The organism is Vibrio mytili, from assembly GCF_049563345.1.
Classification (GTDB): domain Bacteria; phylum Pseudomonadota; class Gammaproteobacteria; order Enterobacterales; family Vibrionaceae; genus Vibrio; species Vibrio mytili.
Map to the genome: position 1 here is coordinate 2,470,794 of NZ_CP110481.1, position 24,658 is coordinate 2,495,451.

General features: G+C 44.1%; 24 protein-coding genes, 1 tRNA gene and 1 pseudogene. 14 read left to right on the forward strand and 12 right to left on the reverse strand.

What is annotated here, in order from left to right; all coding sequences use genetic code 11:
- The first annotated feature begins 444 nt into the window (after window positions 1-444).
- The 4 genes from ONE56_RS11365 to ONE56_RS11380 all read left to right on the forward strand — a co-directional run bounded on the left by ONE56_RS11365 (window position 445) and on the right by ONE56_RS11380 (window position 5,401).
- A complete protein-coding gene (locus ONE56_RS11365; RefSeq protein ID WP_423839878.1) occupies window positions 445-3,321 on the forward strand; it encodes a DNA polymerase in 2,877 nt (958 codons plus the stop codon).
- 645 nt (window positions 3,322-3,966) lie between these two features.
- Window positions 3,967-4,566, forward strand: a complete 600-nt coding sequence (locus tag ONE56_RS11370) for a hypothetical protein (RefSeq protein ID WP_423839879.1) — start codon at window positions 3,967-3,969, stop codon at window positions 4,564-4,566.
- A gap of 60 nt (window positions 4,567-4,626) precedes the next feature.
- Complete coding sequence (locus ONE56_RS11375; protein WP_423839880.1) at window positions 4,627-5,097, forward strand: hypothetical protein; 471 nt, start codon at window positions 4,627-4,629, stop codon at window positions 5,095-5,097.
- A gap of 34 nt (window positions 5,098-5,131) precedes the next feature.
- Entirely contained in the window at window positions 5,132-5,401 is a 270-nt protein-coding gene (locus ONE56_RS11380) for a hypothetical protein (protein ID WP_423839881.1), read from the forward strand.
- Window positions 5,402-5,637: 236 nt separating this feature from the next.
- On the opposite strand, the gene ONE56_RS11385 is transcribed toward ONE56_RS11380, so the two are convergent.
- Both ONE56_RS11385 and ONE56_RS11390 read right to left on the reverse strand, forming a co-directional pair.
- On the reverse strand, window positions 5,638-5,838 hold the full coding sequence (locus ONE56_RS11385; protein ID WP_423839882.1) for a hypothetical protein: 201 nt from the start codon (window positions 5,836-5,838) through the stop codon (window positions 5,638-5,640).
- A gap of 90 nt (window positions 5,839-5,928) precedes the next feature.
- A complete protein-coding gene (locus ONE56_RS11390) occupies window positions 5,929-6,066 on the reverse strand; it encodes a hypothetical protein (RefSeq protein WP_023585706.1) in 138 nt (45 codons plus the stop codon).
- A gap of 361 nt (window positions 6,067-6,427) precedes the next feature.
- On the opposite strand from ONE56_RS11390, the gene ONE56_RS11395 reads away from it, so the two are divergent.
- The 3 genes from ONE56_RS11395 (at window position 6,428) to ONE56_RS11405 (ending at window position 8,396) form a co-directional block, all read left to right on the forward strand.
- A complete protein-coding gene (locus tag ONE56_RS11395) occupies window positions 6,428-7,288 on the forward strand; it encodes a helix-turn-helix transcriptional regulator (RefSeq protein ID WP_423839883.1) in 861 nt (286 codons plus the stop codon).
- 293 nt (window positions 7,289-7,581) lie between these two features.
- Window positions 7,582-7,707 (forward strand): hypothetical protein, encoded by a 126-nt coding sequence (locus ONE56_RS11400; RefSeq protein WP_423839884.1) that lies wholly within the window; start codon window positions 7,582-7,584, stop codon window positions 7,705-7,707.
- Window positions 7,708-7,937: 230 nt separating this feature from the next.
- The gene (locus ONE56_RS11405) at window positions 7,938-8,396 is read left to right on the forward strand and encodes a hypothetical protein (RefSeq protein ID WP_423839885.1); all 459 of its coding nucleotides are present in this window, start codon (window positions 7,938-7,940) and stop codon (window positions 8,394-8,396) included.
- 322 nt (window positions 8,397-8,718) lie between these two features.
- Here ONE56_RS11405 and ONE56_RS11410 read toward each other — a convergent pair whose 3' ends face one another.
- From ONE56_RS11410 to ONE56_RS11440, 7 genes are all read right to left on the reverse strand, one after another.
- Complete coding sequence (locus ONE56_RS11410; RefSeq protein ID WP_423839886.1) at window positions 8,719-9,150, reverse strand: DUF2787 domain-containing protein; 432 nt, start codon at window positions 9,148-9,150, stop codon at window positions 8,719-8,721.
- A 100-nt stretch (window positions 9,151-9,250) separates the two neighbouring features.
- Complete coding sequence (locus ONE56_RS11415; protein WP_423839887.1) at window positions 9,251-9,751, reverse strand: hypothetical protein; 501 nt, start codon at window positions 9,749-9,751, stop codon at window positions 9,251-9,253.
- A gap of 44 nt (window positions 9,752-9,795) precedes the next feature.
- Window positions 9,796-10,179 carry a hypothetical protein gene (locus ONE56_RS11420; RefSeq protein ID WP_423839888.1) on the reverse strand — a complete coding sequence of 128 codons (384 nt, stop codon included), beginning with the start codon at window positions 10,177-10,179 and terminating at the stop codon, window positions 9,796-9,798.
- Window positions 10,180-10,281: 102 nt separating this feature from the next.
- On the reverse strand, window positions 10,282-11,517 hold the full coding sequence (locus tag ONE56_RS11425) for a tyrosine-type recombinase/integrase (protein ID WP_423839889.1): 1,236 nt from the start codon (window positions 11,515-11,517) through the stop codon (window positions 10,282-10,284).
- A gap of 195 nt (window positions 11,518-11,712) precedes the next feature.
- Window positions 11,713-12,312: a hypothetical protein gene (locus tag ONE56_RS11430; RefSeq protein ID WP_423839890.1), complete on the reverse strand. Its 600-nt coding sequence runs from the start codon at window positions 12,310-12,312 to the stop codon at window positions 11,713-11,715.
- A gap of 56 nt (window positions 12,313-12,368) precedes the next feature.
- The gene (locus tag ONE56_RS11435; RefSeq protein ID WP_423839891.1) at window positions 12,369-12,503 is read right to left on the reverse strand and encodes a hypothetical protein; all 135 of its coding nucleotides are present in this window, start codon (window positions 12,501-12,503) and stop codon (window positions 12,369-12,371) included.
- 217 nt (window positions 12,504-12,720) lie between these two features.
- Window positions 12,721-12,805 (reverse strand) — tRNA-Leu (locus tag ONE56_RS11440).
- 380 nt (window positions 12,806-13,185) lie between these two features.
- Between ONE56_RS11440 and ONE56_RS11445 the strand changes: the two genes are divergently transcribed.
- Window positions 13,186-14,454, forward strand: a complete 1,269-nt coding sequence (locus ONE56_RS11445) for a DUF2254 domain-containing protein (protein WP_423839892.1) — start codon at window positions 13,186-13,188, stop codon at window positions 14,452-14,454.
- Between the two features lie 202 nt (window positions 14,455-14,656).
- Window positions 14,657-15,136 (forward strand): RDD family protein, encoded by a 480-nt coding sequence (locus ONE56_RS11450; protein WP_423839893.1) that lies wholly within the window; start codon window positions 14,657-14,659, stop codon window positions 15,134-15,136.
- Between the two features lie 102 nt (window positions 15,137-15,238).
- Here the strand turns inward: ONE56_RS11450 and lptG are convergent, their stop codons facing one another.
- Together lptG and lptF are read right to left on the reverse strand one after the other, a co-directional pair.
- Window positions 15,239-16,309, reverse strand: coding sequence for an LPS export ABC transporter permease LptG (gene lptG, locus ONE56_RS11455; RefSeq protein WP_041156655.1), 1,071 nt, complete (start codon window positions 16,307-16,309; stop codon window positions 15,239-15,241).
- A 3-nt stretch (window positions 16,310-16,312) separates the two neighbouring features.
- Window positions 16,313-17,413, reverse strand: a complete 1,101-nt coding sequence (gene lptF, locus ONE56_RS11460; protein ID WP_331438885.1) for an LPS export ABC transporter permease LptF — start codon at window positions 17,411-17,413, stop codon at window positions 16,313-16,315.
- A 199-nt stretch (window positions 17,414-17,612) separates the two neighbouring features.
- Here lptF and pepA point away from each other — a divergent pair, with 199 nt between their 5' ends.
- The 5 genes and pseudogenes from pepA to ONE56_RS11485 all read left to right on the forward strand — a co-directional run.
- Window positions 17,613-19,121: a leucyl aminopeptidase gene (gene pepA, locus ONE56_RS11465; RefSeq protein ID WP_041156657.1), complete on the forward strand. Its 1,509-nt coding sequence runs from the start codon at window positions 17,613-17,615 to the stop codon at window positions 19,119-19,121.
- A gap of 102 nt (window positions 19,122-19,223) precedes the next feature.
- Complete coding sequence (locus ONE56_RS11470; RefSeq protein ID WP_041156658.1) at window positions 19,224-19,673, forward strand: DNA polymerase III subunit chi; 450 nt, start codon at window positions 19,224-19,226, stop codon at window positions 19,671-19,673.
- Window positions 19,674-19,769: 96 nt separating this feature from the next.
- Window positions 19,770-22,628 (forward strand): valine--tRNA ligase, encoded by a 2,859-nt coding sequence (locus ONE56_RS11475; RefSeq protein WP_423839894.1) that lies wholly within the window; start codon window positions 19,770-19,772, stop codon window positions 22,626-22,628.
- Between the two features lie 260 nt (window positions 22,629-22,888).
- Window positions 22,889-23,293, forward strand: a complete 405-nt coding sequence (locus ONE56_RS11480; RefSeq protein WP_331438888.1) for a DUF2061 domain-containing protein — start codon at window positions 22,889-22,891, stop codon at window positions 23,291-23,293.
- Window positions 23,294-23,359: 66 nt separating this feature from the next.
- Window positions 23,360-23,833: pseudogene (locus ONE56_RS11485) on the forward strand (GNAT family N-acetyltransferase); the annotation flags it as partial.
- A 16-nt stretch (window positions 23,834-23,849) separates the two neighbouring features.
- On the opposite strand, the gene ONE56_RS11490 reads toward ONE56_RS11485, so the two are convergent.
- The gene (locus ONE56_RS11490; RefSeq protein WP_415679522.1) at window positions 23,850-24,650 is read right to left on the reverse strand and encodes a glycosyl hydrolase 2 galactose-binding domain-containing protein; all 801 of its coding nucleotides are present in this window, start codon (window positions 24,648-24,650) and stop codon (window positions 23,850-23,852) included.
- Between the last annotated feature and the right edge of the window lie 8 nt (window positions 24,651-24,658).

A 24,658-nucleotide genomic window follows, 5' to 3' on the forward strand; every position in this document is an offset into this window, starting at 1 on the left:
CTTGGCGCATACATAGATAAGTAGACCAGCATTACGATCATATAATCAAACAGTAACAAAGACCCGATCCCACTAAAGGATCAGGCTCTCTATACCGCACATACAGTCAGACCAAATCGTTCACCACTTACTATCAGGGTAATACCATATTAAATCGGACCTCCTAGCGGAGTTATTTATATGTTTAGTTACACTCGATGAAAAACAGCACCGTTTTGAGAGTTCCCATGCCCGGCATGGGTTTCTACTTTCATCAATTGCCTCACTCTCCATACCACACATCAAAATCTCAAAATTCACCGTTCTGCCCATCCCACTTTCTACACAACCGTACTGCTCATACACCAAACCAAGACAAAGCCACATTCATCAGTGGATGAGCTCTGTGGTATAAAGAGGGACGCATCACCCACCAACAATGCACTTGGTTTTAAGAGAACAACGATGAACAATGAAAACAAACCTAACCATGTTGAAGCCATAGATAAAGAACTCGACGAATACTTCCAAGCAGAAACCACCGACCAAACCACAGAATCAACCAGCATTGAACTCGACACTTTTCTAGCGCAAGAGCAAACCGATGAATATTCAAGTAAAGCTGTCGATGATGAGCTCGATATCTACTTCGAGAATGAAAAACAATCACCGTGGCAGGCACTTAAAGGTGATGATGAAGCGGTTCACATTGGTATAGACAGTGAGTACGTCTACAACGCCGAGGAAAATCGAAACGACATTCTGTCCTATCAGTATTATCTAATCGCAGGTGAGCATTATATGAGTGATGTCGTGCTTACCCCCGTTGCTGATGTTATCAAGAAGTCCAGAGCCGCTAACAAAAGCCGTGAAGATGAACTCAAGGCGATTAATCGAATCAAGAAACCTCGTAAGAAATTTGAACAGTTCTTGGTTGAAGTACTCCAAACTGCAATGGGGCGCGGATTCATCACAGGATGGCCAAAGAAAATCTACATCTATGCCCACTACCTTAGAGCTGACATGGTGTCATTCGAAGCGTTCTGGGATACCAGTCAGAAAGCGAAACTGGAAGTCGTCAGAAGCACATTAACCTCCACGCGTGGCGCATACGGCATCGACCTCGACGCAGTGGGTAGAACCAAGCAAGCTTCAGAACCCGTCCACTTTACAGACAAGAATGGAAAGAAACGTGAGAGTCGCGTACGCTTTGTAGATACTTTACTTCTAAGTCCAGGACAAAGTGGACTTGATAGTGCGGGAGAACTCATCGGCATACCAAAAGAAGTGATCCCAGCTCCATATCGCAAAGACCGAATGGATGAACTACTAGTAGAAAATGAGCCACTCTTCCTTAGTTACGCATTGAGAGACGCCGAAATCACCGTTAAGTACGGATTGGAAATGCAACGCTTCGCCCTTAACGACATCAAAGAATCATTAAAGGGTAAAATTCCAGAAGAACGGTTAGATAAACTTCAGTTTAAGCACCTACCATCAACACTGGGTAACTTCTCAGTATCACTCTTCAAAGCACTCACGGGTGATAAAGACGCATTAAACCAAGCACTCGGCATGGAAACCAAAACGATTCAATACTGGAATCAAACTCAAGGTCGTGTGATGCAGAAGAAAGAAACTGTCATCACTGCTGGTCGTCGTATCTTCGAACAATTGGCAATAGACTGCTTCCATGGAGGTAGAAACGAATGTTACGTGTTTGGTGGTGCAAACTTAGGCGATTACAACGATTTCGATCTTGCTACAGCGTATGTCAATGCCTTAATGGATATTAAACCTGTTTCATTCGAGAAAAGCTTCACCTCAACAGACATCAATGACTACCTTGGTCATAAAATGGGGTTTGCTTACGTTAAGTTTAAATTCCCAGAGCATACAAAGTTTCCATCTCTGCCAGTAAGAACGGACTTATACGGTCTGTACTACCCATTAGAGGGCTACTCTTACTGCACCGCACCTGAAATAGAAGTCGCATATAACATGGGATGTGATATTGAAATTCAGTTCGGAGTGATCGTTCCATGGATTGAAGATAAAGAGCCACTTTTCAAAGGCTTTACGGAACTCATCAGAGAACAAAGACAAAAATACACGGATGAAGGCGATAAATTCAGAGAGAAGCTCTGGAAGGAGATTGGCAATACGTTATACGGTAAACTAGGGCAAGGGCTGAAGGGAAAGCGGGGCTTCAACTCATCAGATGGATTAAGTAAAAACATACCTCATTCTCCTATCACCAATCCATATTTTGCTGCCAGCGCTACAGGGTTCGTTAGAGCGGTTCTCTCAGAGCAATTAGCAGGGTTATCGACACAGGATGATAAAGGTAATCACGACGACGTTACCGTTGTAAGTGCCACAACAGATGGGTATCTCGTAGACTGTACTGAAGAACAACTCCACGTTTCAGGAACCATTAGCCAACGGTTCTGTAAGATCTGCGAGCAAACGGGTGACGGTAAGATGATTAAGCATAAGCACCATGCTAAACAAATCATCGCAATGAAAACCCGTGGACAAATTACTGGTGAATATGGCGATACCGAACCTGTCATAGCAAAAGCAGGCGTTAAGCCACCGGAATCAGCCTTATCATCGGCAAAGGATGAAAATGCTTATATGGTCGAACTGTTCTTAGACCGTTACCCCGGACAGAAGATCCCAAACAACTCATTGATTTCACCTCGTGACATGTACCTTAAAGACATGGACTTGATAGAAATTCAACGGGAAAAGACGCTCAACTTGGAGTTCGACTTTAAGCGTAAACCCGTTAATCCTCGCATGACTAAAATACGCCACCCTAAAGGTCACATCGTCGAGCATATCTACTTCGATACCGTACCGTGGAAGAACGAGCAAGAGGGACAACAGACCCGCGCATTGTTTGATGGATGGCGACGCGATAACTGTCTTAAAACAATGGAAGATTGGGAGAACTGGATCGACTACAGCAAAACTAAACCACTATTGAAGGGGTCACACATTAAGTATGAAGAAGACGGTTCACACGGTGTCCTGCTAAAACTCGCGTTACGTGCCCTATCTAAAGAGAGCTACGGACTCACCAAAACCATTAGCGGTAAGAAACTTACTATCAAACAGCTCACTGAACTGTTTAACAATGCAGGGTTTGAAATCGCCCCTAATGCTATCAGTAACTCTAGACAAGCAACTTTCCGTCCTAGCGTACTCGCTGCAACCCCAAGACTAATCCCACTATTACGTTGGTTAATTGCAACGTTCCCTGACATGGAGATAGAACACTTTTTCCATAAAGACGAACTGGATGAAGTAAAAATGATGCTGAAGAACTCGTGATAGTGAGTAACGATAGCGAAAAACGTGAAGGGAACTGCTCACATAAAAACATGTAACCAATTGATTTTATAGAATTATATCGATATAAATGGATGTTACATCTTGATAGGAGATTAGGTTAACGATTTCGTGATGGGATTACTGCCGTAATCTGAGGGGAATTGCGTAACCTAATTACACTATCAAGATACAACATCCATCTTTTCTCATAACATGATGATTTAAATATCATTATTCGTTCCTAACCGAGTTAACCATCCTGATCTCTTGCCTTTATCCAATCTTAAAAAGGGGGTCAGTGCTTCAACTTTTTCTAAACCCACATTTTGTGATACACATCACAAAATAAAAGGTAAGAATATTGTTCCAATTTGCTCTTGAAAAATCCGATACATGCCTAGCAGGCTCTTAAACCAATTCTCCCGAGTGGATTAATATCCCTTTTTAGTAACAAGCAATTCGGTAATACCCTCGTTACACGCCTTTTAAACAACGATACGCCCCCTTGTAATCCGCTTTTCATTTTTTCACTACAAAACTCTCAAATCCATAATTAAGTGGTTGTTTTAAAAGAAATTTAACTATTGACCAAAAACTTAAAAGGGGCTTAAATGGAGCTCTTTTTTAAATATGGAGACAAGAAAAATGACTGAAGCAAACAAAGTATTAGAACTTACTAATAGCCGTCTAAAAGAGTTAGCCGATACAGTAATAAACGAGTTGTCGAACGCTGGTGCTGGTCGTGTTGTTGATAAGGAACAGTGTGAGCAAGCTCAGTACGATATTGGTGCTGCAATGCATGAAGCTAGACAGATCTTCCAAGGGAACAAGAATAAGTTCGGTAAATGGCGTGATGTAAATATTATCGGCAACGGTAAACGTACGGTAGATAAGCGCACGCTTACACGTTGGACTAGCTTATGTGAATTCGGAACGCTAGATGAATGTCGTAAAGTAGGATTCACCAAAGTTTACAAGTTATCGAGTAAGCGCTATGCCCCTTTGCGTGAGCAAATTAAGCAACACCTAGAACAACACCCCGATGTTGATTCTGACGCTATCAATGCAATGCTGAAGGATTTTGACTCTCAGTTAAAGTCAGAGAAGAAACAGACCACCCCCGTTGTGAATGATGACTTGGTTAACAAAGTTTCGGATCTGGAAGCTCGCCTCAAAGAGCTAGAGCAGGAAAATGCCAACCTACGTCAACAGTTAGAAGGTCACCCCACTCTTGAAGCTGCGTAACTTGTTGCCGAAACGACATTATGACGTTTCGGTTTTGCTATCGACTATTAAGGAGCATCCATGGCAACCGAAGTAAAAAAGAACACGGTGGCTCTATTCAGTGACAAGCAACAACTGTCAACGACCATCCTGGCATCAATAAACAAGATCAAAAACCACGTAAGTGTCAGAGCAGCGAGTGGTAAACAGCTAGCTCATTTGACTCTTAAAGATGAAAAGAGTGAGCAAAAGTTCGATGCGCTATTTGCTGACCTTGAGAAGCTTTGTATCCGAGACGCGAATTACTGGATAACCCTCCCAACAGGTAGTTGGGTGCGTAAAAATGCCATTCTAGGATATGAATGTCACCTTAGTGAAAAATATCAAGGACTTATCCTGAGAACTCAAGGTAACCGGATTCTTTCATTTATTCCCTGTGATGATCTAGATACACAGTTAATGATTAAACAGGAAATTCTGAAGGCTACAGCAGCCTCATCACCGTCCCGTCGTTACAAACCGACTTGGGATTTTTATCAAACCGCAGTTTAACTGCATCTTTTACTTAACTATTGGAGTATCCATCATGAACATGTCTATCTACGATTTAATCGTTAATGCTTTCACCGCCGAAGCAAATCGCAATAACCAGAACCGTCAAGCTCGCCTTCGTGAGGTTCGTCAAGTTGGTCAGAATATCGAGTCGAAAGGCGGGAAAATTCTGCACTGGGATCAAATCCTTGAGGAGCTTGAAACCGCGCTTGTGCATCCCTATGACCCTAAACGTGATTCTTTCGGTTACAAGGAGACAGCGAAGCGCTTGAAGCAGGTCATTAGCGAAGTCACTGGTCACTAACGTGTTACACCTTACTCTCACTACTTAATAGTTTTTAATAGTACGTTTTTATCAAATAAATTACCCAGACCTTAGCGATTATTTCATGCAAGAATTTCCATATCCTATCTGAAAGGTGTTTGTTGACGGATGTTAGCAAGCATCTTTCAACCTTCTGCTTTCCATTCTTGAAACGACATAATGTCGTTACGAAACTACCAATAAAAAAGAAGCAGGTTCCCCTACTTCTTCCTTTGCTAGGTAACGTCTTTCTCCTCCATGACCCCACCAATCACTGCTCCTGCCAAAAATCCAACCGCACCAAATGCGACCATCCCTCTAGCCCCGGCGATGCGCTGTCCTAGAACGCTGCCATAATGAGCACCTCGAATCCCCGTCGATAGACTCGGCTTAAACCAGCGCTGTTGAGGGTTAGAGTGAAAATGTGTTTTCGCCATAATGTTTTTCCTTTCTCTAGATACATATATGAAAAAGGGCGATAACTTTCGATATCGCCCTTGTTGATAAGCCTAATTTAGTGATGGGACTTAATCATCGTCATCATCAGCCATGAAGTCGCCGCCAAGCCAACCATCGTCGCCCGGCTCCATGTCGAAGTCCTGACTGAAGCCAGAATCTTCTGTACCATCATCATAGTCACCTTGGTCTTCTGTCCAACCGCCCATAACGAATACTCCTTCTTAACTGTAATCCATTGCGCCACACGTATCACATGATCCGCCCTTGCTGACCCAACCGGGGCAACCTAAAAAACGACATGAATAACCTGATGTCATAAGTGGCTTAATGAATGTCACTTGCATTACTTGTTTCCTTTAATTGACGTTGTAGTAAATCTACGTTGTGTAGTATCCCACTGCGCTCGGACAGGATATGTCCAAGACCGCAGAATGAGTGTAAAAATAGTCATCACCATTGCCCTGCCTTATCCGATGAAAGCTATGCCAAATCTAAGTGCGTGACGGTTAGAAACATTTAAAAATGTTTTGCCCTCAACCTGTCCAAGGGAAACCGTACGCTAGTAGCATGAGCGATAAGAGTGAAAAGCTAGCTTTAAGGCTAGGTGACATATTGACGAGATTGTTTATGGGAGAAATGCTCTCCCCTGAGCAGTTGGTAGCGGACTATCAGGTAAGCGAGAAAACCCTGAGACGCGATTTCAATGAAAGGCTAGTCAACGCTCCAATTATCCGCACCAATGAGGGTTATCGGTTAGATCCAGTAACTCGAAATAATGGTAATGCGAATACCCACAAGGTACTGCACGATACGGGTTTGTCTGCGCTACTACCGAATCACTACAAGTTCAACGGTCACACTCCCGTTCTGTTTAAGAATCCACGCTCAGAGCCCATCGAGAAGTTCGATACGCTGTTTAGACAGTTGACCGAAGTTATCACCACTCACTCTGTTATTGACCTTATCTACAATGGCAAAACGTTTGAATCTGTCTATCCCTATCGCTTGGTTAACGATTACGGTCTCTGGTATTTATCGGCGACCTACTGTGACCAGCTACATTCGTACCGACTGCCGAATATTTCACGGATTCACCGCCGGGAAGATAAATACAAACCGAGTCAAAAAGTCCACGAGGAGATATATAAACAAGGAATGGAGTGGCTAACTCCGGATGATGCTGAAGTGCTTGTACAGGTTGATAGGGAAGCAGCTCCGCACTTTCTTGAAAGTATGATTCTTCCCCACCAGCAGCTATTGAAAGAACTGAGCGACGGTAGTTTGTTGGTTAGCAGTCGAGTATCAAGATTGAGCGATATCTTGCCCTTGTTGAAGTCTTGGATACTTCAAGTCGAGGTTCTCTCCCCTGTCAGTCTCAAGCTTGAACTTATACGCGACCTTCACGCTACATTGGATCGTTACAAGTAGTTGCTACGTTAATAAATGACGCCCTAGCGTTCCCTCTAGAAGCACAGCTCCAAACAACAAAGAACCCCGACATAATGTCGTTTCACTACGCCGAGACCGACCGTCCTAACTATCAACTTGCCACTATGTACCAATTTTGAACTTACCTATGCCGGATAAGGGAAAGAGGTGATTTGACGAAACCTCAAACCGATACCGCGCAAGGGAAAACTCAAAATGATGCCGTTTTTGGTCGGATTGAGACTAACTAATAAATAACTCCGCTAGGAGGTTGCTATTAAAGGGGTATTACCATGATGTCTGATGCACGAACTCTGCTCCAAATCACTCAGTCCAGTCCGTATATCTATCTAGTTGATATCGCTAACTTGTTAAGCTTCACCGCCGTTGGCTATCTACTGGGTATGATGACTGGATAAACAGAGCCATGAATTGAACTTGTCACTATAGATCACGGTGACAAGTTCCTTTTTATCACACCTAGTGAGTTCTAGTTGCTCTCTAAAAATAGGCGAAAAGTTAGATTAGAAGTTCATTTGTGACCATCAACTCACGAATATCGTTATAAATCTATCAGTTAGTCTAGTGTTTTATAAATGAAACATGTTTAATCCGCGTATCGAAACTAAAACAAAACAGGTACAAGAACATGTCTATTTCATTCAACAAAGAAGATTGGTTACATAACGGTTGCACGAGTGAAAAGCTAGCTAAATGCAACGCAGCAGCACATGCTCATGAGGCAATTATGGGAATGTGTACGATGGTGGTCGATGCAGATCACTATACGATTGAAGCGGGTTCCGAGTTCCTATCGAGCGTTGATGGTCAAGAAGTTCTGCACTTGGAATTCAAAGCATATAGTGATGATGAAAACTCTCGCTCTATCGCTCTGATTTACGAGAAAGAAGATCTTGTAATGTACTGCTCTGAGTTTTCATTTCCTGGGGAGGAAGAAGTGTACTTTGAGCCTGTTCAGCCAATGACAACTAAAGCTTTCTTCCAGTACTTAAACACTCTGCCAAACATCAAAAAATTCGCTGTACCATCTAGTCTTGATGCAAAACAGCAGCAAGCACTTCAGCTTTTAAAAGAGTTAGCAGAATAAGCTATATATGGCTCCCATTGCTTCGACATAGCAATGGGAGCTTTTAATAACAAAACACCAGTGTAAACCAGACAAACTCGTTAAAATTAAGACTCCCTTCTTTGGTGTTTCCACCGTCCATTGCAATCCAGCAACTTCATCCCCTCTGAATTCCGAAGGCAACGGATTGGGTAAACGTTGCTAAAACTTGCCCCAATGAAAAAGGCTTCCCATCACACCATGATTAACATGGAGCAATGGGAAGCCTTAGTTTCACTAGGAAGTGAGTCGACTATTTTATGGTACATACATGGTGCTTTCTACTTGGTTTGTTGCCGATGGACTAATCCACAGTGACTTTTATCTCATCGAACACGCCCATTTCGACGTAGCTGAGAAAGTTGGATTCCCACATCGAGTAGAACTCCATTACCTCACTACTTGTTATCGGCAGCTCCGGAACATAGGAAAAACTAGCTGTTCCAGATGAGAAGTTAAAATCCACCTCTTTAATCAATTCAGGATAAGGACCACCGCAATACGCAAAGTCAGTGATGTAATCAAAGATCCACTGGTCGTAGAGGCGAACAAGCCTAATTTCAACTGGGTGCCAACCGCCGTTTTCCGAACTGTAGGATGAATCTCGGAAGTTGATCACAACCGATTGGATCATGGGTGTCCATTTGCCTGATTCGCTGATCACTCGGTTTAAAGTATCTTGAAGATCGACACTGACAGGCAGCAGTAATCGCTCAACGTCAAAAGTTAAGTTCATAATAAAATCTCGTTTAGTTTGTTAGGAAAGCACTCTTGTTAAGTACTCGGTATGAAAGCCAGTGTTGGCTTAGTGAGTACGGATTGATGTGGATTTGGGGTTATTCAGCTTTGGCTTCAGAATCCACTAGAGACAGCAACTCATCACGACGTTGCTCGTAGTCTGGCGCAAGAACGTGAAGAAACACTGATTTCTCCGACTGGATGATAAGACCAAGCCCCCTGCAACAAGCAGCCATAAAACCAGCGTTATTCGCTGACTGTCCGGAAAAGACACACTTCATCACAGAGCTCTTGAACGGCTTATCACCCTGCACATCTAGTACAGCGGTGATATCTTTAAGCGGGATCCATTCCTTGCTGTGCAGACCTCCACCTTCATTACCCGACATGCGGATATAGAGCTCGGCTTCCGCATCATTTAAGTCGATTTGATAGAACACGTGGTTCTCCGTTTTCGGACTTAACTTTTTCGCTTTGCCCTCGCGCACGATATGAGTGAAATGGTCTACTGGTTGATCGTCAGTGACCGTGACTTGTTCATTGTCTTCTACAACTTCTGGTAGAACGGCTGCTTGTTTGCTGCTTGGTTTACGTGCCATGAGACACCTCCTTTAAGATGGAATAATTTAGGTTTAGTTTGGTTTTAAGATTCAGCTTGATCAGCTAACTTGGCGACAGGGAACGTTGGACTGTTCATTGGAGCGCAGCAGTAAACACCACCACCTTCCATGGTCACTATGGCGACTGCTAGAAGCCAAGGACAGTCATCGTCGTTTAGTAAAAGAACCCATTCTGGGTAGTTAGTGACAAAGCGTAGGAAGTGCTGTTCTTCCTCAGATTCTTCACTCAAGGTTTCGTCGGTATCGGACTCCTCAATCAAGTACAAGGTCGTACCAACTTCATCCCAAAACGTTTTTGTGATTTCTTCATCACCGAATGGCTCTATCAGGTGCTCTAGCAGTTTTGCTTTCACACCATCCGGCATTGACAGTGATTGAATGTCTTCAAACCTGTTTACTGTTTTCATTTCTAATCTCCGTTTAATAATGAAAAAGCCCCTGTTTAGCTCATCGCTAAACAGGGGCTTTTCTAATGTCATTTCTAAATTAATTGGTTAAACATAACTTCTTCATTCCCAACGTATCTCTGGCTTCGCAGTCACCATATCCGATAAACGAGAGCCAATCTCCCTACGACGCCCTACAGTCAATTTTGAGTAGCGCCTTGTTGATGACAGGTCAGCGTGATTCAGCTGTTTGGCTATGTCGTGTAACGAGACTCCTTGGCTAGCTAACAAACTTCCAACCGTATGACGAGCAGAATGCAGGGTTAGATTCGCTTTATCACCGGGTATGTCAGGCAGTCCCATCTTGGCTTTGATAGCCTTGAAAGCATGCCTAGGTTGCCCTACTGGTTTACCCTTTTTGCGTCCAGGAAAGAGATACGGATTATTCGCCACATGAGGCACCGACCTCAAAATATCAAGCATGTAATCACTTAGGAATAAAACGTGACTACTACCGTTTTTCGTATGTGGAATAGTGAGTGTTTTCTCCTCCCAATTCACATCGGATTTCAAGCGCAAACGCAGTTCCTTATCCCTCGCGCCAGTCAAAAACAGCAAAGCTAGGTACGCGCCAATACTCTTATCCTCATGGTTCAGAGCGTGACCTATGAACTCCTTTAGCTGTGATTCGGACAAGTAACCAGTGCGCACGTTATCTTCTTTCAACAAGCTCACCTTGTCAGCAATAAGTGGCGCGTCCATCAACTTGTATGCTTGACGATTGATCGTTTTCAATAGAGCCAAAACGCGATTAATCGAAGCAGAAGCATACGGTTTACCCTTAATCGTAACGGCGTTTTGCATCTCCATTTGGACTTTGATGATATCGGCGGCGGTTAGGTCGTGAATCGAGATATGGTGTATCGACTTTGCTAAACGAAACCGAGCGACATCATCCTTCCAACTGCGTTTCTGTTTAGCCAGTGGCAGGTACACTTCATCAAAGAACCGTTCTAGAGTCATCGTCTTCTCGGTAGCCTGATTGTCACGCTCAACCTTGGGATCAACACCTTCTATAATTTGCTGGCGATACTCTTTGGCTGTTTTGCGCAATGTGGAAAGATCGGTTTCAGGGTGCTTACCAAGACCAATGCTTGCCTTCTTACCTGTTACCGGACTGGTATAACGCAGCAGGAATCGTTTTCCGCCAGACTTACCCACTAAGCAGCGAACGCCAGTAGGTAAGCCACTATCTTTCATAGCAGATAAATTGACTTCGTAATCGGTGGATTTAGCGTTAGCCGGATTGGGTTTAAGGTTGTTGAGGAAAGTGGTGGTGAGCCGTTGTGATTTACTCATTCAAACCTCCATTAACTAGATATTCAATTAGTTAATATATGTTTGAATGGATTATTGTTACGGCTTTACGCTAATCATCATGGGTGGGACTCCACCAGAGAATCACCACACGGTGTAAATCTGGATAGTCTCAAGCAGTAATGACGCATCACTACTACCATAATCCAGGTTTGAAATTTTCTCAGATTGGGGCGTTTATTGTCCTCGAAAAGGTAGCATCAGGATTTCTACCAACTTCATGACATAAACTGTCACGTTCAAGCTGAAGTCAACGAGCATATTTTTTAGTTCGGGTATAGAAAACACAAAAAGTGCGAACCATGCTAAAGAGAAGGTTAGAGAAAGCAGTGTCATGTTATAGCTAACCGAAGGCTTATATTTTAAAGCTCTAGATTCTATAAGACGGTGCAACCACCCTTTGTCCGAGCTAGGGTTTATACTCTCAGCAACATCGTTATCAGTGATTTCTCTAGTTGTATTAAAAAACTTCAGGTCTTTATCCAGCTTTCTTTCAACTTGTTTTAAACGATGCTCCCATCTAGCTTGCCAGTATTTGCTACCTAAGTTGACTCTGTACCACAAGTGGGAAACGAACAGCCCTAGCAAAGCTAGTAACGTCGCATACAGGCTTTCCTTATCACTAATCCCTCTAAAATATCCAATGATCAAAGCTGAATTGAGCAACAAAAAGTAATTCGAGCGTTGCCAGAATAGACCAATCTCTAAATTTCTAGTTTCTAACGCTATTTTGTATGCTTCAAACTGATCTATTTTTGATGTTTTTCGCCTAAACACAGCTCATTTACCAACTTTGACTTAACCATCTGATACATATGGTAATAAATGGGTGGTTATTTATCCATCGAAAACAGTCTTTCACTCAAGCCAAAACCGCATAGCACCGTAAAGTGACCATGGTCGTACCATGGTTCTGGTAACTCGAAGCCCTTGACGATACTGGCTTGCGCGACGGCTGCTTTTAGCATTTGTTGGATTTACTGGGATTCCCTTGCGCACAGAATCGTCATGCGATGAACCATATATGGACCATGGGAGAAATTTTAAGACGGATAAAGGGAGTAAAATGGAGCGAGAAAAGCGTTGATAACAAGAAAGGAAAACTGAGGTAAGCGCCTGAAAAGTCGAACATTTTCAAACACCTAAAACGACGAAAGGCCGCTATAAAAGCGACCTTTCTATGTATGGTACCGGTGGGCGGACTTGAACCGCCACTCCCGAAGGAAACGGATTTTGAATCCGTCGTGTATACCAATTTCACCACACCGGCATCTTTAGGCTATTGCCTTTTGATGATTGGCATTATACGGAAGCTTTTGACCTGCGCAAGCAGAAAAACCTTAAATAACTATCGTTTGCTGATAATTTCGCCACAAAATGTGATATTTAGGTATTATCCGTTTTAACCTAGGGACCCGTCGACTCCGAAATAGCCATCAGCTTAAAAACGCAGAGCCATAATTGCGGCTAAGATCCTTACCAATACGTAAAAGTTAAGTAAACTTCATCTATGCTTTAACCATTCGACTGTACGCTTTCAGCAAGCCTAGCCAGGTGCTAAGGCGAACTGAAGACATACCTCACAATAGAAGCAACACAGTAAACGCTTTCCAATGTTGACTCGGAAACCGTACAGATAGGAGTACAACAATGACAGGTTCCAAGTGGCAATGGTTATTAACGCGAATAGCACGAAAACTATGGGTTCGCACCTCACTTTTCGCCTTACTTGCTGTCGTTACCGCGTTAATCTCTGTCGTTCTAAACAAGTTTATTATTTTACCTCCCACCATTAACGTCAGCTATGAACTCCTGAACAACATTTTAAATATTCTTGCAACATCAATGCTGGCCGTCACCACTTTTTCTTTGAACATCATGGTATCAGCGTACAGTGCAGCCAGCGCAGGCGTTACCCCCAGAGCGACGCAATTATTAATGGAAGACAGCACAACCCAAAACGCACTGGCGACTTTCCTCGGCTCGTTTTTGTTTAGCTTAGTCGGCATTATCGCTCTGGGCATTGACGCTTATCACGATCAAGCTCGTATCTATCTATTCGTTGTCACTATCGTTGTGGTCGTGATGATCATAATGACTCTACTGCGCTGGATTCAGCACCTATCTGTACTTGGAAGAGTGTGTGAAACGACAGCAAAAGTCGAACAAGCATTGCAGAATGCTATCCAAAAGCGAGGCAATGAACCTTGGCTTGGCGCTCGCCCTTGGAGTAACCCGAAACACAAACCCAAGGACAGTAAGCCTATATACAGCAGAGAGATTGGTTACTTACAACATATCGACATGCAACACCTTGATAGCTGTGCTGAATCAAGCCAGTGCACAATATACATTGAGCGGCAACCAGGCAGTTTTGTGTACCATAACCAACCCTTAGCCTGGATTTGTGGTGAGTTGAACGATGAAAGTGACATAACCGTTGCTTTCACTATTCGCGCCGAACGCACATACGATCAAGACCCTCGCTTTGGCTTCGTGGTACTGGCAGAGATAGCCTCAAGAGCACTTTCTCCAGCCGTCAATGATAGTGGAACAGCGATTGATGTGATTGGACGTTCTATACGAGCACTCTCTTTATGGGGTGAACTCACTAATCAAAGACCAATAAAAACTCGATTTCCAAGGTTATTTGTTCCCTCATTAAGCTGCTACGATTTGTTTGATGATGTGTTTCTACCGATAGCTCACGATGGTGCGGCACACCTATCCGTTCAAATTCGCTTGCAAAAAGCGTTGTTGGCATTGTCTACCATGCATCCGACATTATTTGCTACCCCGGCAACTAAACTCTCTGAGAAGGCATTGCAACTAGCATTAACACAACACTTTACTGAAGAAGAAAAACACCAACTCTCACAGCTATCTAATCAAGTTACCGCTCAAAAAGCACGCTATTGAAAAAGCTAAAATCAGCGAAACTCTTTTGAGCTTGGTTTCTTGTATACTCTTACCGTCAACCGATTAGGCTGCTAGCCATAGCTGTTAGCGGAGAAATCATTTAGATTTCATCATAATTAGGCACTCTGTGCGTTGCGTCTCTTTTCACATTTAAAGGGAATCTATATTCTGAGCAACAATTTTAAAGGTAAGTACAGGTATTATGGCGACTTCTACAACTCTTCCACCCGCAGGTTTATTTCGTCGATTAGCGGCTTTGGTCTATGACACATTGATTATTCTGGCTATAGAAATGATGGCCGCAGGGATCGTGATAGCGATTGTGTTTGCCTTAAACGCGGCTGGCGTATTGAGCTACGGTGAATATGTGGATGCAGCGGACATGCTAAGTAAACATCCGGTCATGAGCCCACTCTTCACACTGTATTTAGCCGTAGTATGGATATATTTCTTTGTCTTTTTCTGGACACGGGCGGGTCAAACTTTGGGGATGCGTGCTTGGAAACTTCAGGTTCGTGATGCAAAAAATGGCGCCCCCATAACCGTAACACAAGCGTTAATTCGTTTAGCAACGTCTGGATTTGGCTTGGCAAACCTAACCGTGCCGATTGATCCGAAGAAGCGAGGCTTTCACGACATGTGGGCCAAAACGGAAGTCATCGTTTTACCCAAGGCGAGATGACGACATTTAGAGTCTAATATAAAAAAGAGGAAGGCTCCGAGCCTTCCTCTTGCTTTATCAACTGACATTCGTTAGAAAACACTTGTCTACGTATTTTTCACGCTAGAGCTTTCTTCTCAATAATCCGACCGCTATCGCTAAAAAGACCAAACTTGGCGCTAAAGCACCGAAGACTGGCGGTATGCCATAAACCAAAGTTAACGGTCCAAAAAACTCGCTGGAGATATAAAAAGTGAATCCGGCCACAACGCCCGATAAAACTCGAGCTCCCATGGTCACACTTCTTAATGGACCAAAGACAAATGACAACGCCATCAGCATCATAACGGCTATTGACAGCGGTTGACTGAGCTTACGCCAGAAAGCAAGTTCATAGCGTGATGCATCTTGTTCTGAAGCTTTAAGATAGGTGACATAATCGTATAAGCCACTTAGTGACAGCTCTTCTGGCTTCACAGTCACAACGGCAAGTTTATCCGGAGCCAATGTTGTATCCCACTCCATCTGATCAACCTCTTGCTTGGCTATCACATTTTCATTTTCCATATCGGTAATCTGAACATCACGCATTACCCAAGTATTGTCTTGACGGTAATCCACTTCCTCAGCAAAAATGACTTTCTTCAAGTTCTTATCTTCATCGAAACGCCACATATTCAGTGCGTACAGCTTGTCGTCTTCCACTTTTCCAATAAAGATAAAGTCATTCGCATCACGCGCCCATACCCCAGAACGCACCGAAACAATATTACCGCCAGAAATAGCAAACGTACGCAAATCACGAGCCATTTTCTGCGCTTCTGGTGCTCCCCATTGACCCAACGCCATGACGATAAGCATCAAAGGTACAGCAGTTTTAAGCACAGATAGACCAATATCCAGTTTGGAAAAACCAGCCGCTTGCATTACCACCAGCTCAGAACTTGACGCCAACATTCCTAATCCAATCAAAGCACCAAGTAGCGCCGCCATTGGAAAGAACATCTCAATATCACGCGGAACACTCAGCAAAACAAAATAGAGTGCATGGCTAAGATCATAAATGCCTCGACCGACTTTTCGTAGCTGTTCGACGTATTTAATGATGCCCGATAAACCAACAAACGTTGCCAACACTAAGGCCGAAGTAGAGATTATGGTTCTACCTATATACAGGTCTAAGATTCTAAACACAGCTTACGCTAACCTCTTCTTGCGGAACTTTTCTTTCATTTTTCTTACTGGGACACTATCCATCATATTCGCAAGTACAGCGACGATGAGTAACATCGCATTGATCGGCCACAAACCGATCTCAACTGGGATGGCACCATCTTCTAAGGCTGACTTCGTTGCACTAATGGCTAAGAAGTATGCCAAATAAATTAGAATGGCAGGTCCCATTTTAGCAAAACGCCCTTGTCGCGGATTTACTGCAGAAAGAGGAATCACCAACATCGTTAATAAAGGAATACAAACAAACAACGAGATACGCCATTGTAACTCCGCTTGCGCTTCTCTATCTGGATGGCCGATTAACTCTCTGGTTGGGTAAGCTTCCCAGTCTCGCCCTTTCTTTTTAACTTCTCGTTGGCCAATCACGCCCTCGTATTCATCAAACTTAGTGATCATGTACTCAACGCGGGTTGGAACACCTTCATAACGCGTGCCTTTTTGCATGGTAATGATCTGTCGACCATCTGACAGCTCTTTGACTTCGCCTGAGGAAGAGAACATAACACTAGGTAAAACAGAATCTCTTGGACGCATTTGGGCGACAAACACATTACTTAATGTACTGTCTTTTATGTCATCAATGAAAACCACAGACGATCCATCAGGTGTCCCTTGGAACTGCCCTTTTTTCAGCAGATCGACACTATTTTCCGATGCGACTTGTTCATACAACCCTTCAACACGATCTTGAGACCACGGGGACAACCACAACGCATTAAAAGCCGCAACCCCTGATGTGATCAACGCCAAGTACAATGCCGCTTGTACAAGAAACTTATTGCCTATACCTGTCGCATTCATGACAACTATTTCACTTTCGGCATACAAGCGACCAAAAGTAATCAATATGCCAATATATAAACTTAATGGCAGCATTAAGAGCCCCATTGCTGGCATGTTTAGTCCAACAATTGAGAAAATCAGCCCGGCAGGTATGTCACCATCGGATGCGTCAGCTAAGACGCTGATGAACTTCTGACTCAAAAACACTAAAAAAAGCACGAAAAAAATCGCAAATTGGCTCTTCAATGTTTCGCGGATCAAATATCTAACAATAATCACGCTGAAATTACCTATACAAAACTTGTTTTTTTGGTCGAATCACTATAGTTTCCCGTTGAACCATTTATTTTTTAAAAATTATAAACTAGATGTTAGTCGCTTAATCAGCTCCGCATGTAAGACTGGAGCCAAAATTCAACAAGTCAGCGATCATTATCTAACATTTAGAACTATTTGTCTTCAGGATGTAGGAGTACGCATGGAGTTCAGTGTAAAAAGTGGCAGTCCAGAGAAACAACGTAGCGCATGTATCGTTGTTGGTGTGTTTGAACCACGTCGCCTTTCTCCAGTAGCCGAACAACTTGATAAAATCAGTGACGGTTACATCAGTTCACTACTTCGCCGTGGTGATCTAGAAGGTAAACCAGGTCAGATGCTACTACTGCATCAAGTACCAGGTGTGTTGTCGGAGCGCGTTTTGCTTGTCGGTTGTGGCAAAGAACGTGAACTTGGCGAACGCCAGTACAAAGAGATCATTCAAAAGACGATCAGCACACTTAACGAAACTGGCTCAATGGAAGCCGTTTGTTTCTTAACAGAACTTCACGTTAAAGGCCGCGATACATACTGGAAAGTACGTCAAGCAGTAGAAGCAACTAAAGATGGTCTGTATACGTTTAACCAATTTAAAAGCGTAAAACCAGAGACGCGTCGTCCTCTACGTAAGCTTGTTTTCAACGTGCCAACTCGTCGCGAACTTAGCCTAGGTGAGAAAGCCATCTCTCACGGTTTAGCGATATCCTCGGGCGTAAAAGCATCGAAAGATCTAGGTAACATGCCACCGAATGTTGCCAACCCAGCTTATCTTGCTTCGCAAGCTCGCCGCCTCGCCGACGATTACGAGACGGTCACCACCAAAATCATTGGTGAAGAAGAGATGGAAAAACTGGGCATGACATCATACCTAGCAGTAGGTCGCGGTTCGAAAAACGAATCCATGATGTCTGTTATCGAATATAAAGGCAACCCTGATTCAGACGCAAAGCCTATTGTACTCGTGGGTAAAGGTCTTACCTTCGATTCAGGCGGTATCTCACTGAAACCTGGTGAAGGTATGGATGAGATGAAGTACGACATGTGTGGTGCAGCATCCGTATTCGGCACAATGAAAGCCCTCGCAAAGCTGAACCTACCAATCAATGTGATTGGTGTGCTAGCTGGTTGTGAAAACATGCCGGGTAGCAACGCTTACCGTCCAGGGGATATTCTGACAACCATGTCTGGTCAAACCGTTGAAGTACTGAATACTGATGCGGAAGGCCGTTTGGTATTGTGTGATGCGCTGACTTACGTAGAACGTTTCGAACCAGACTGTGTGGTTGACGTTGCAACACTAACGGGGGCTTGTGTGATTGCACTCGGCCACCACATTAGCGGCGTTATCTCTAACCATAACCCTCTTTCTCACGAATTAGTGAATGCCTCTGAGCAAGCCAGTGACCGAGCATGGCGCCTACCAATGGCAGATGAGTACCACGAACAGTTGAAGAGTCCATTTGCTGATATGCAAAACATCGGTGGACGTCCTGCTGGTACTATCACTGCAGGTTGCTTCTTGTCTAAGTTTGCGAAAAAGTACAACTGGGCACACATTGATATCGCAGGTACCGCTTGGAAATCAGGCGCAGCAAAAGGCTCTACAGGCCGCCCTGTCTCGATGCTCGTCCAATTCCTTTTGAACCGCAGCGGCCAAGAGACAGAAGAGTAATTTCTGAATCAAATAAAAAGGGCCGCAAGGCCCTTTTTTATTGTCGCCATATTCTCTATAACATGAATGGTAGACAGAGGTCAGAACAGAGCGAGAGAAACGATGCAAACTGCGACTTTCTACATCATTAAACAAGATAGCCCACAAGCACACACCGTAGGCTTTGAAGAATACGTTGTGTTTTTAGCTCAGCACTTTGCCCGTCAAGGCGCTAAAGTCTACCTGAACTGTCAAGACAAAACGCACGCAGAGCAACTGGCAGAAGTCTTCTGGCAAATTGATGCAGATAAGTTCATGGCACACAACCTCGTTGGTGAAGGGCCTAAATACGCGACCAACATCGAAATCGGCCACCAAAACGTAAAACCATCGTGGAATCGCCAATTAGTAATAAATTTGGCGGAAAATGAGACAACCTTTGCGAACAAGTTTGCTCAAGTGGTAGACTTCGTGCCCTGCGAAGAAAAAGCTAAGCAACTCGCAAGAGAAAGATATAAAATTTACCGACAAGCAGGTTACCAACTGCAAACGTTCGAAATTCAATATCCTTAACGGTCAATCCTTATAGTTAAGGCGATCTTGTTAAGATCCCTCACTTATAAAGATTGACTAAGATTCAACCATCAACGTATCCATTTAAAGAGCGCTATGGAAAAGACATACAACCCAACTTCAATCGAACAAGCTCTGTATCAGACTTGGGAAGAGAAAGGCTACTTTAAGCCACACGGTGACACCACTAAAGAATCATACAGCATCATGATCCCGCCACCGAACGTCACTGGTAGCTTGCACATGGGCCACGCGTTCCAAGATTCGATCATGGATACGCTGATCCGCTGTGAGCGTATGAAGGGTAAAAACACCCTTTGGCAAGTCGGTACTGACCACGCGGGTATCGCCACTCAAATGGTTGTAGAGCGTAAGATCGCGGCAGAAGAAGGCAAAACCAAGAACGATTATGGTCGTGAAGCTTTCATCGACAAGATCTGGGAATGGAAAGGTCAATCCGGTGGAACAATCACAAAACAGCTACGTCGTCTTGGTGCATCTGTAGACTGGGAGCGTGAGCGCTTTACAATGGATGACGGCCTATCCAACGCTGTTCAAGAAGTGTTCGTTCGTCTCTACGAAGATGACCTTATCTACCGTGGCAAACGTCTTGTTAACTGGGATCCAAAGCTGCATACAGCGATTTCAGATCTAGAAGTAGAAAACAAAGACACCAAAGGCAACATGTGGCACTTCCGCTATCCACTCGCAGATGGTGCTAAAACAGCAGATGGCAAAGACTACATCGTTGTTGCAACCACACGTCCTGAAACCATGCTAGGCGATACTGGTGTAGCGGTTAACCCAGAAGACCCACGCTACCAAGATCTGATCGGCAAAGAAATTATCCTTCCTATCGTTGATCGTCGCATCCCAATCGTGGGCGATGAGCACGCCGATATGGAAAAAGGGACTGGTTGTGTGAAAATCACACCGGCGCACGACTTCAATGACTACGAAGTGGGCAAGCGCCACCAGCTACCAATGATCAACATTCTGACTTTTGACGCGAACATCCGTGACGCAGCGGAAGTCTTCAATACAAACGGTGAAGCAAGCGACGCATACTCGACAGAGCTTCCTGCTAAATACCGTGGTATGGAGCGCTTTGCTGCACGTAAAGCTATGGTTGCCGACTTCGATGAACTTGGTTTACTTGAAGAAGTAAAAGATCACGATCTACAAGTACCTTACGGCGACCGTGGCGGAGTGGTTATCGAACCAATGCTGACTGACCAATGGTACGTCCGTACGGCTCCCCTTGCGAAAACAGCAGTAGAAGCCGTTGAAAACGGTGACATTCAGTTTGTTCCTAAGCAGTACGAAAACATGTACTTCTCTTGGATGCGTGACGTTCAAGACTGGTGTATCTCTCGTCAGCTATGGTGGGGCCACCGTATCCCAGCTTGGTACGATAACCAAGGCAATGTTTACGTAGGTCGCACTGAAGAAGAAGTTCGTCAGAACAACAACCTAGAATCTGTAATTGAACTACACCAAGACGAAGACGTACTGGATACTTGGTTCTCTTCTGCACTATGGACGTTCGGTACTCAAGGTTGGCCAGAGCAAACCGACGATCTGAAAGTATTCCATCCTTCAGACGTACTAGTCACTGGTTTCGATATTATCTTCTTCTGGGTTGCGCGCATGATCATGATGACCATGCACTTCGTGAAAGACGAAGACGGCAAGCCACAAGTCCCATTTAAAACCGTTTACGTGACCGGTCTGATCCGTGACGAAAACGGCGACAAGATGTCGAAGTCGAAAGGCAACGTACTTGACCCAATCGACATGATTGATGGTATCGACCTTGAGTCTCTCGTTGAGAAGCGTACTGGCAACATGATGCAGCCTCAACTGGCGAAGAAAATCGAGAAGAACACACGCAAGACGTTTGAAAACGGCATCGAAGCCTACGGTACCGACGCGCTGCGTTTCACGCTTGCAGCCATGGCATCAACAGGTCGCGATATCAACTGGGATATGAAGCGTCTTGAAGGCTACCGTAACTTCTGTAACAAACTATGGAACGCGAGCCGTTACGTAATGATGAACACAGAAGAGCAAGATTGTGGCTTTGGTGAAGGTGACATCGAGTTTTCCCTTGCTGACAAGTGGATCGAATCTCAGTTCGAACTCGCTGCGAAAGCGTTCAACAACCATATCGACAACTTCCGTCTAGATATGGCGGCGAACACGCTATACGAATTCATCTGGAACCAATTCTGTGACTGGTACCTAGAGCTAACTAAACCGGTTCTATGGAAAGGTACTGAAGCACAGCAACGTGGTACACGTCGTACGCTCATCACCGTTCTTGAGAAGACACTACGTCTAGCTCACCCTGTAATTCCTTACATCACTGAGACTATCTGGCAAAGTATCAAGCCGCTGGTTGACGGTGTTGAAGGTGAGACCATTATGCTACAGGCCCTGCCTCAATACGACGAAGCGAACTTCCACCAAGAAGCGCTGGACGACATTGAATGGGTGAAAGCCTTCATCACAAGTATCCGTAACTTACGTGCTGAATACGACATCAACCCAGGTAAGCCTTTGGATGTGATGCTAAAAGCAGCAAACGAAAAAGATGCCGCTCGTCTAGAAGCAAGCAAACAAGTCCTCATGTCTCTAGCCAAACTAGAAGCGGTACGTGTGCTTGAAGCGGGCGAACAAACACCAGCGTGTGCAACGGCACTAGTTGGTAAGTCTGAGCTGATGATCCCAATGGCAGGTTTGATCGACAAAGACGCGGAACTTGCTCGTCTAGATGGCGAAATCAAGAAAACACACGGAGAGATCAAGCGTATCGAAGGCAAACTAGGTAACGAAGGCTTCGTGGCGAAAGCACCTGAAGCGGTGGTTGCCAAAGAGCGTGAGAAACTAGAAGGCTATAAAGAGACGCTGACTAAGTTAGAAGAGCAGAAAACAACCATCGCTGCACTTTAATACGAATTTAGTTAATGCGTTAATTCGCTAATACATCAAAGCCACTTCAATTGAAGTGGCTTTTTTATCCACATCAGTAAGTGATACCAACACTACACACCGAGATATTCGATTTTACCAACCGTTATAAGTCCTTCTGTCACGTCTTAACTCATCGATACCGCCTATCACAACCATTGCAAAAACTTAATTGAAAATCATTATCATTTGCAATATAGTTAAATCATCAAAATAAAGGCAATCCTAGAAAGGGGTTCATTATGAAAAAGACACTAACTTTCGCAGCGCTACATTTCACTATCGCATTTAGTGTGGCTTATATACTAACTGGCGACATCTTAATTGGTAGTCTAATCGCAATGATCGAACCTTCAGTAAATACGGTAGCTTTTTACTTTCATGAAAAAGCATGGTCAAAGGTACCTGCCCTGAAAGCTCGACAGTTTATGACCAAACTGAAAACGGCAAGCTTTGCAAGCGTGCACTTTAGTGTTGCGTTTACCGTTGTTTACTTATTAACTGGTGATGCCTTTATCGGTGGGGTTATGGCGATGATAGAGCCAAGCTTGAATACGGTCGCTTACTACTTCCACGAGAAAGTATGGATGCGTAAATCATCAGCAAAAACTCCAACACCGCAGTTTTGTTTGCATCGACATGCTTAAACGCCATATATTGAGTCCAACAGGGCTCAATACTTTAGGCACAACATGGAACAAATCGCTGATTTTCTACTTCGTCCACTCACCCCGCAAGACAACACCGGAATTGCCAACGTCATTCGCCAAGTTTCAGCAGAATATGGCTTAACTGCAGACAAAGGTTATGGCGTGGCAGATCCGACGCTTGATGATATGTACTCGGTTTACAATCAAAAAGGGGCTGCCTACTGGATTATTGAACATCACGGAGAGATCGTTGGTGGCGGTGGCTTTGCTCCTTTAGTAGGAGAATCGAATGTGTGTGAACTACAAAAGATGTACTTCTTACCACAAACACGAGGACACGGTTTAGCCAAACGTATTGTTGCATTGAGTTTACAACTGGCGAAACAGTTTGGGTATCAGCAATGCTATTTGGAAACGACGGAATGTCTAAGAGAAGCCGTAGGATTATACGAAAAGCTTGGTTTTAAACATCTTGATGCCCCGCTTGGACAAACAGGGCACGATGCGTGCGAAGTCGTGATGCTCAAACAGCTTTAATAACTGGAGAGCAACACTAAAGAACCATATGGGTAACGCAAAGCTCTTGGCTTAGTGCAACAGTAAAGTTTTGCCGCTGCCCATCCAGTTCAACTGACAACTGATAGAGATCATTAGGATCGGGATCATTAAGATCGGCGTACTTTGGCGCTTCAACCTGAAAGAGTGCACTGGCATGTTCAGCTCGAACATCAATCGGAATGTGGTAAGTCATACCGTTAAACTTAACAGCGGCGGACACCAACCCCGGTGCGAATGTCTGATAGTAGAGATCTACCTTAAACTCACAGCCGCCACCATGGTGCCAAATCTGCTCTGTTGCAACTCGCTCTAAGCGTACGTTACGAATGAACTGTAAGTATGGTTCTTGCCACACACCGAGTCGGTCGTCGCTTTTTTTATACTGATGCTCAGAAAGCGGACACAACTCAGGTTTATCCTCATCGAATAAAAGATCTTCATCTTCTTCTAGAAACAAAAGTTCAAAGCGGTTACGTCCCATTTGCATGAAGGGGCGAATGTCTTTCTTATATACATTTTGCGTCCCATCACAATCAAACACGGCAATCCCGTTTAGACGCACTTCAGCATGGTAATCAACCCCAGCTAATATCAACTCCACGGCTGGAAACGCCAACATAGATTCATCGACTTCGATGTCATGCATCAAGTGCCACTCTTGCTGGCGAATCTCGTCTTCGCTTAACTCATCAGGTAACACTTGACTCAAAGGAGCCGGTAATAGGATGTCATCCTGAGGAATCGTAAGGTCAGTAAGTGGAGAGACTTGCCATAAGCCGGCGAGAGAGAGTTGCATATGCACCT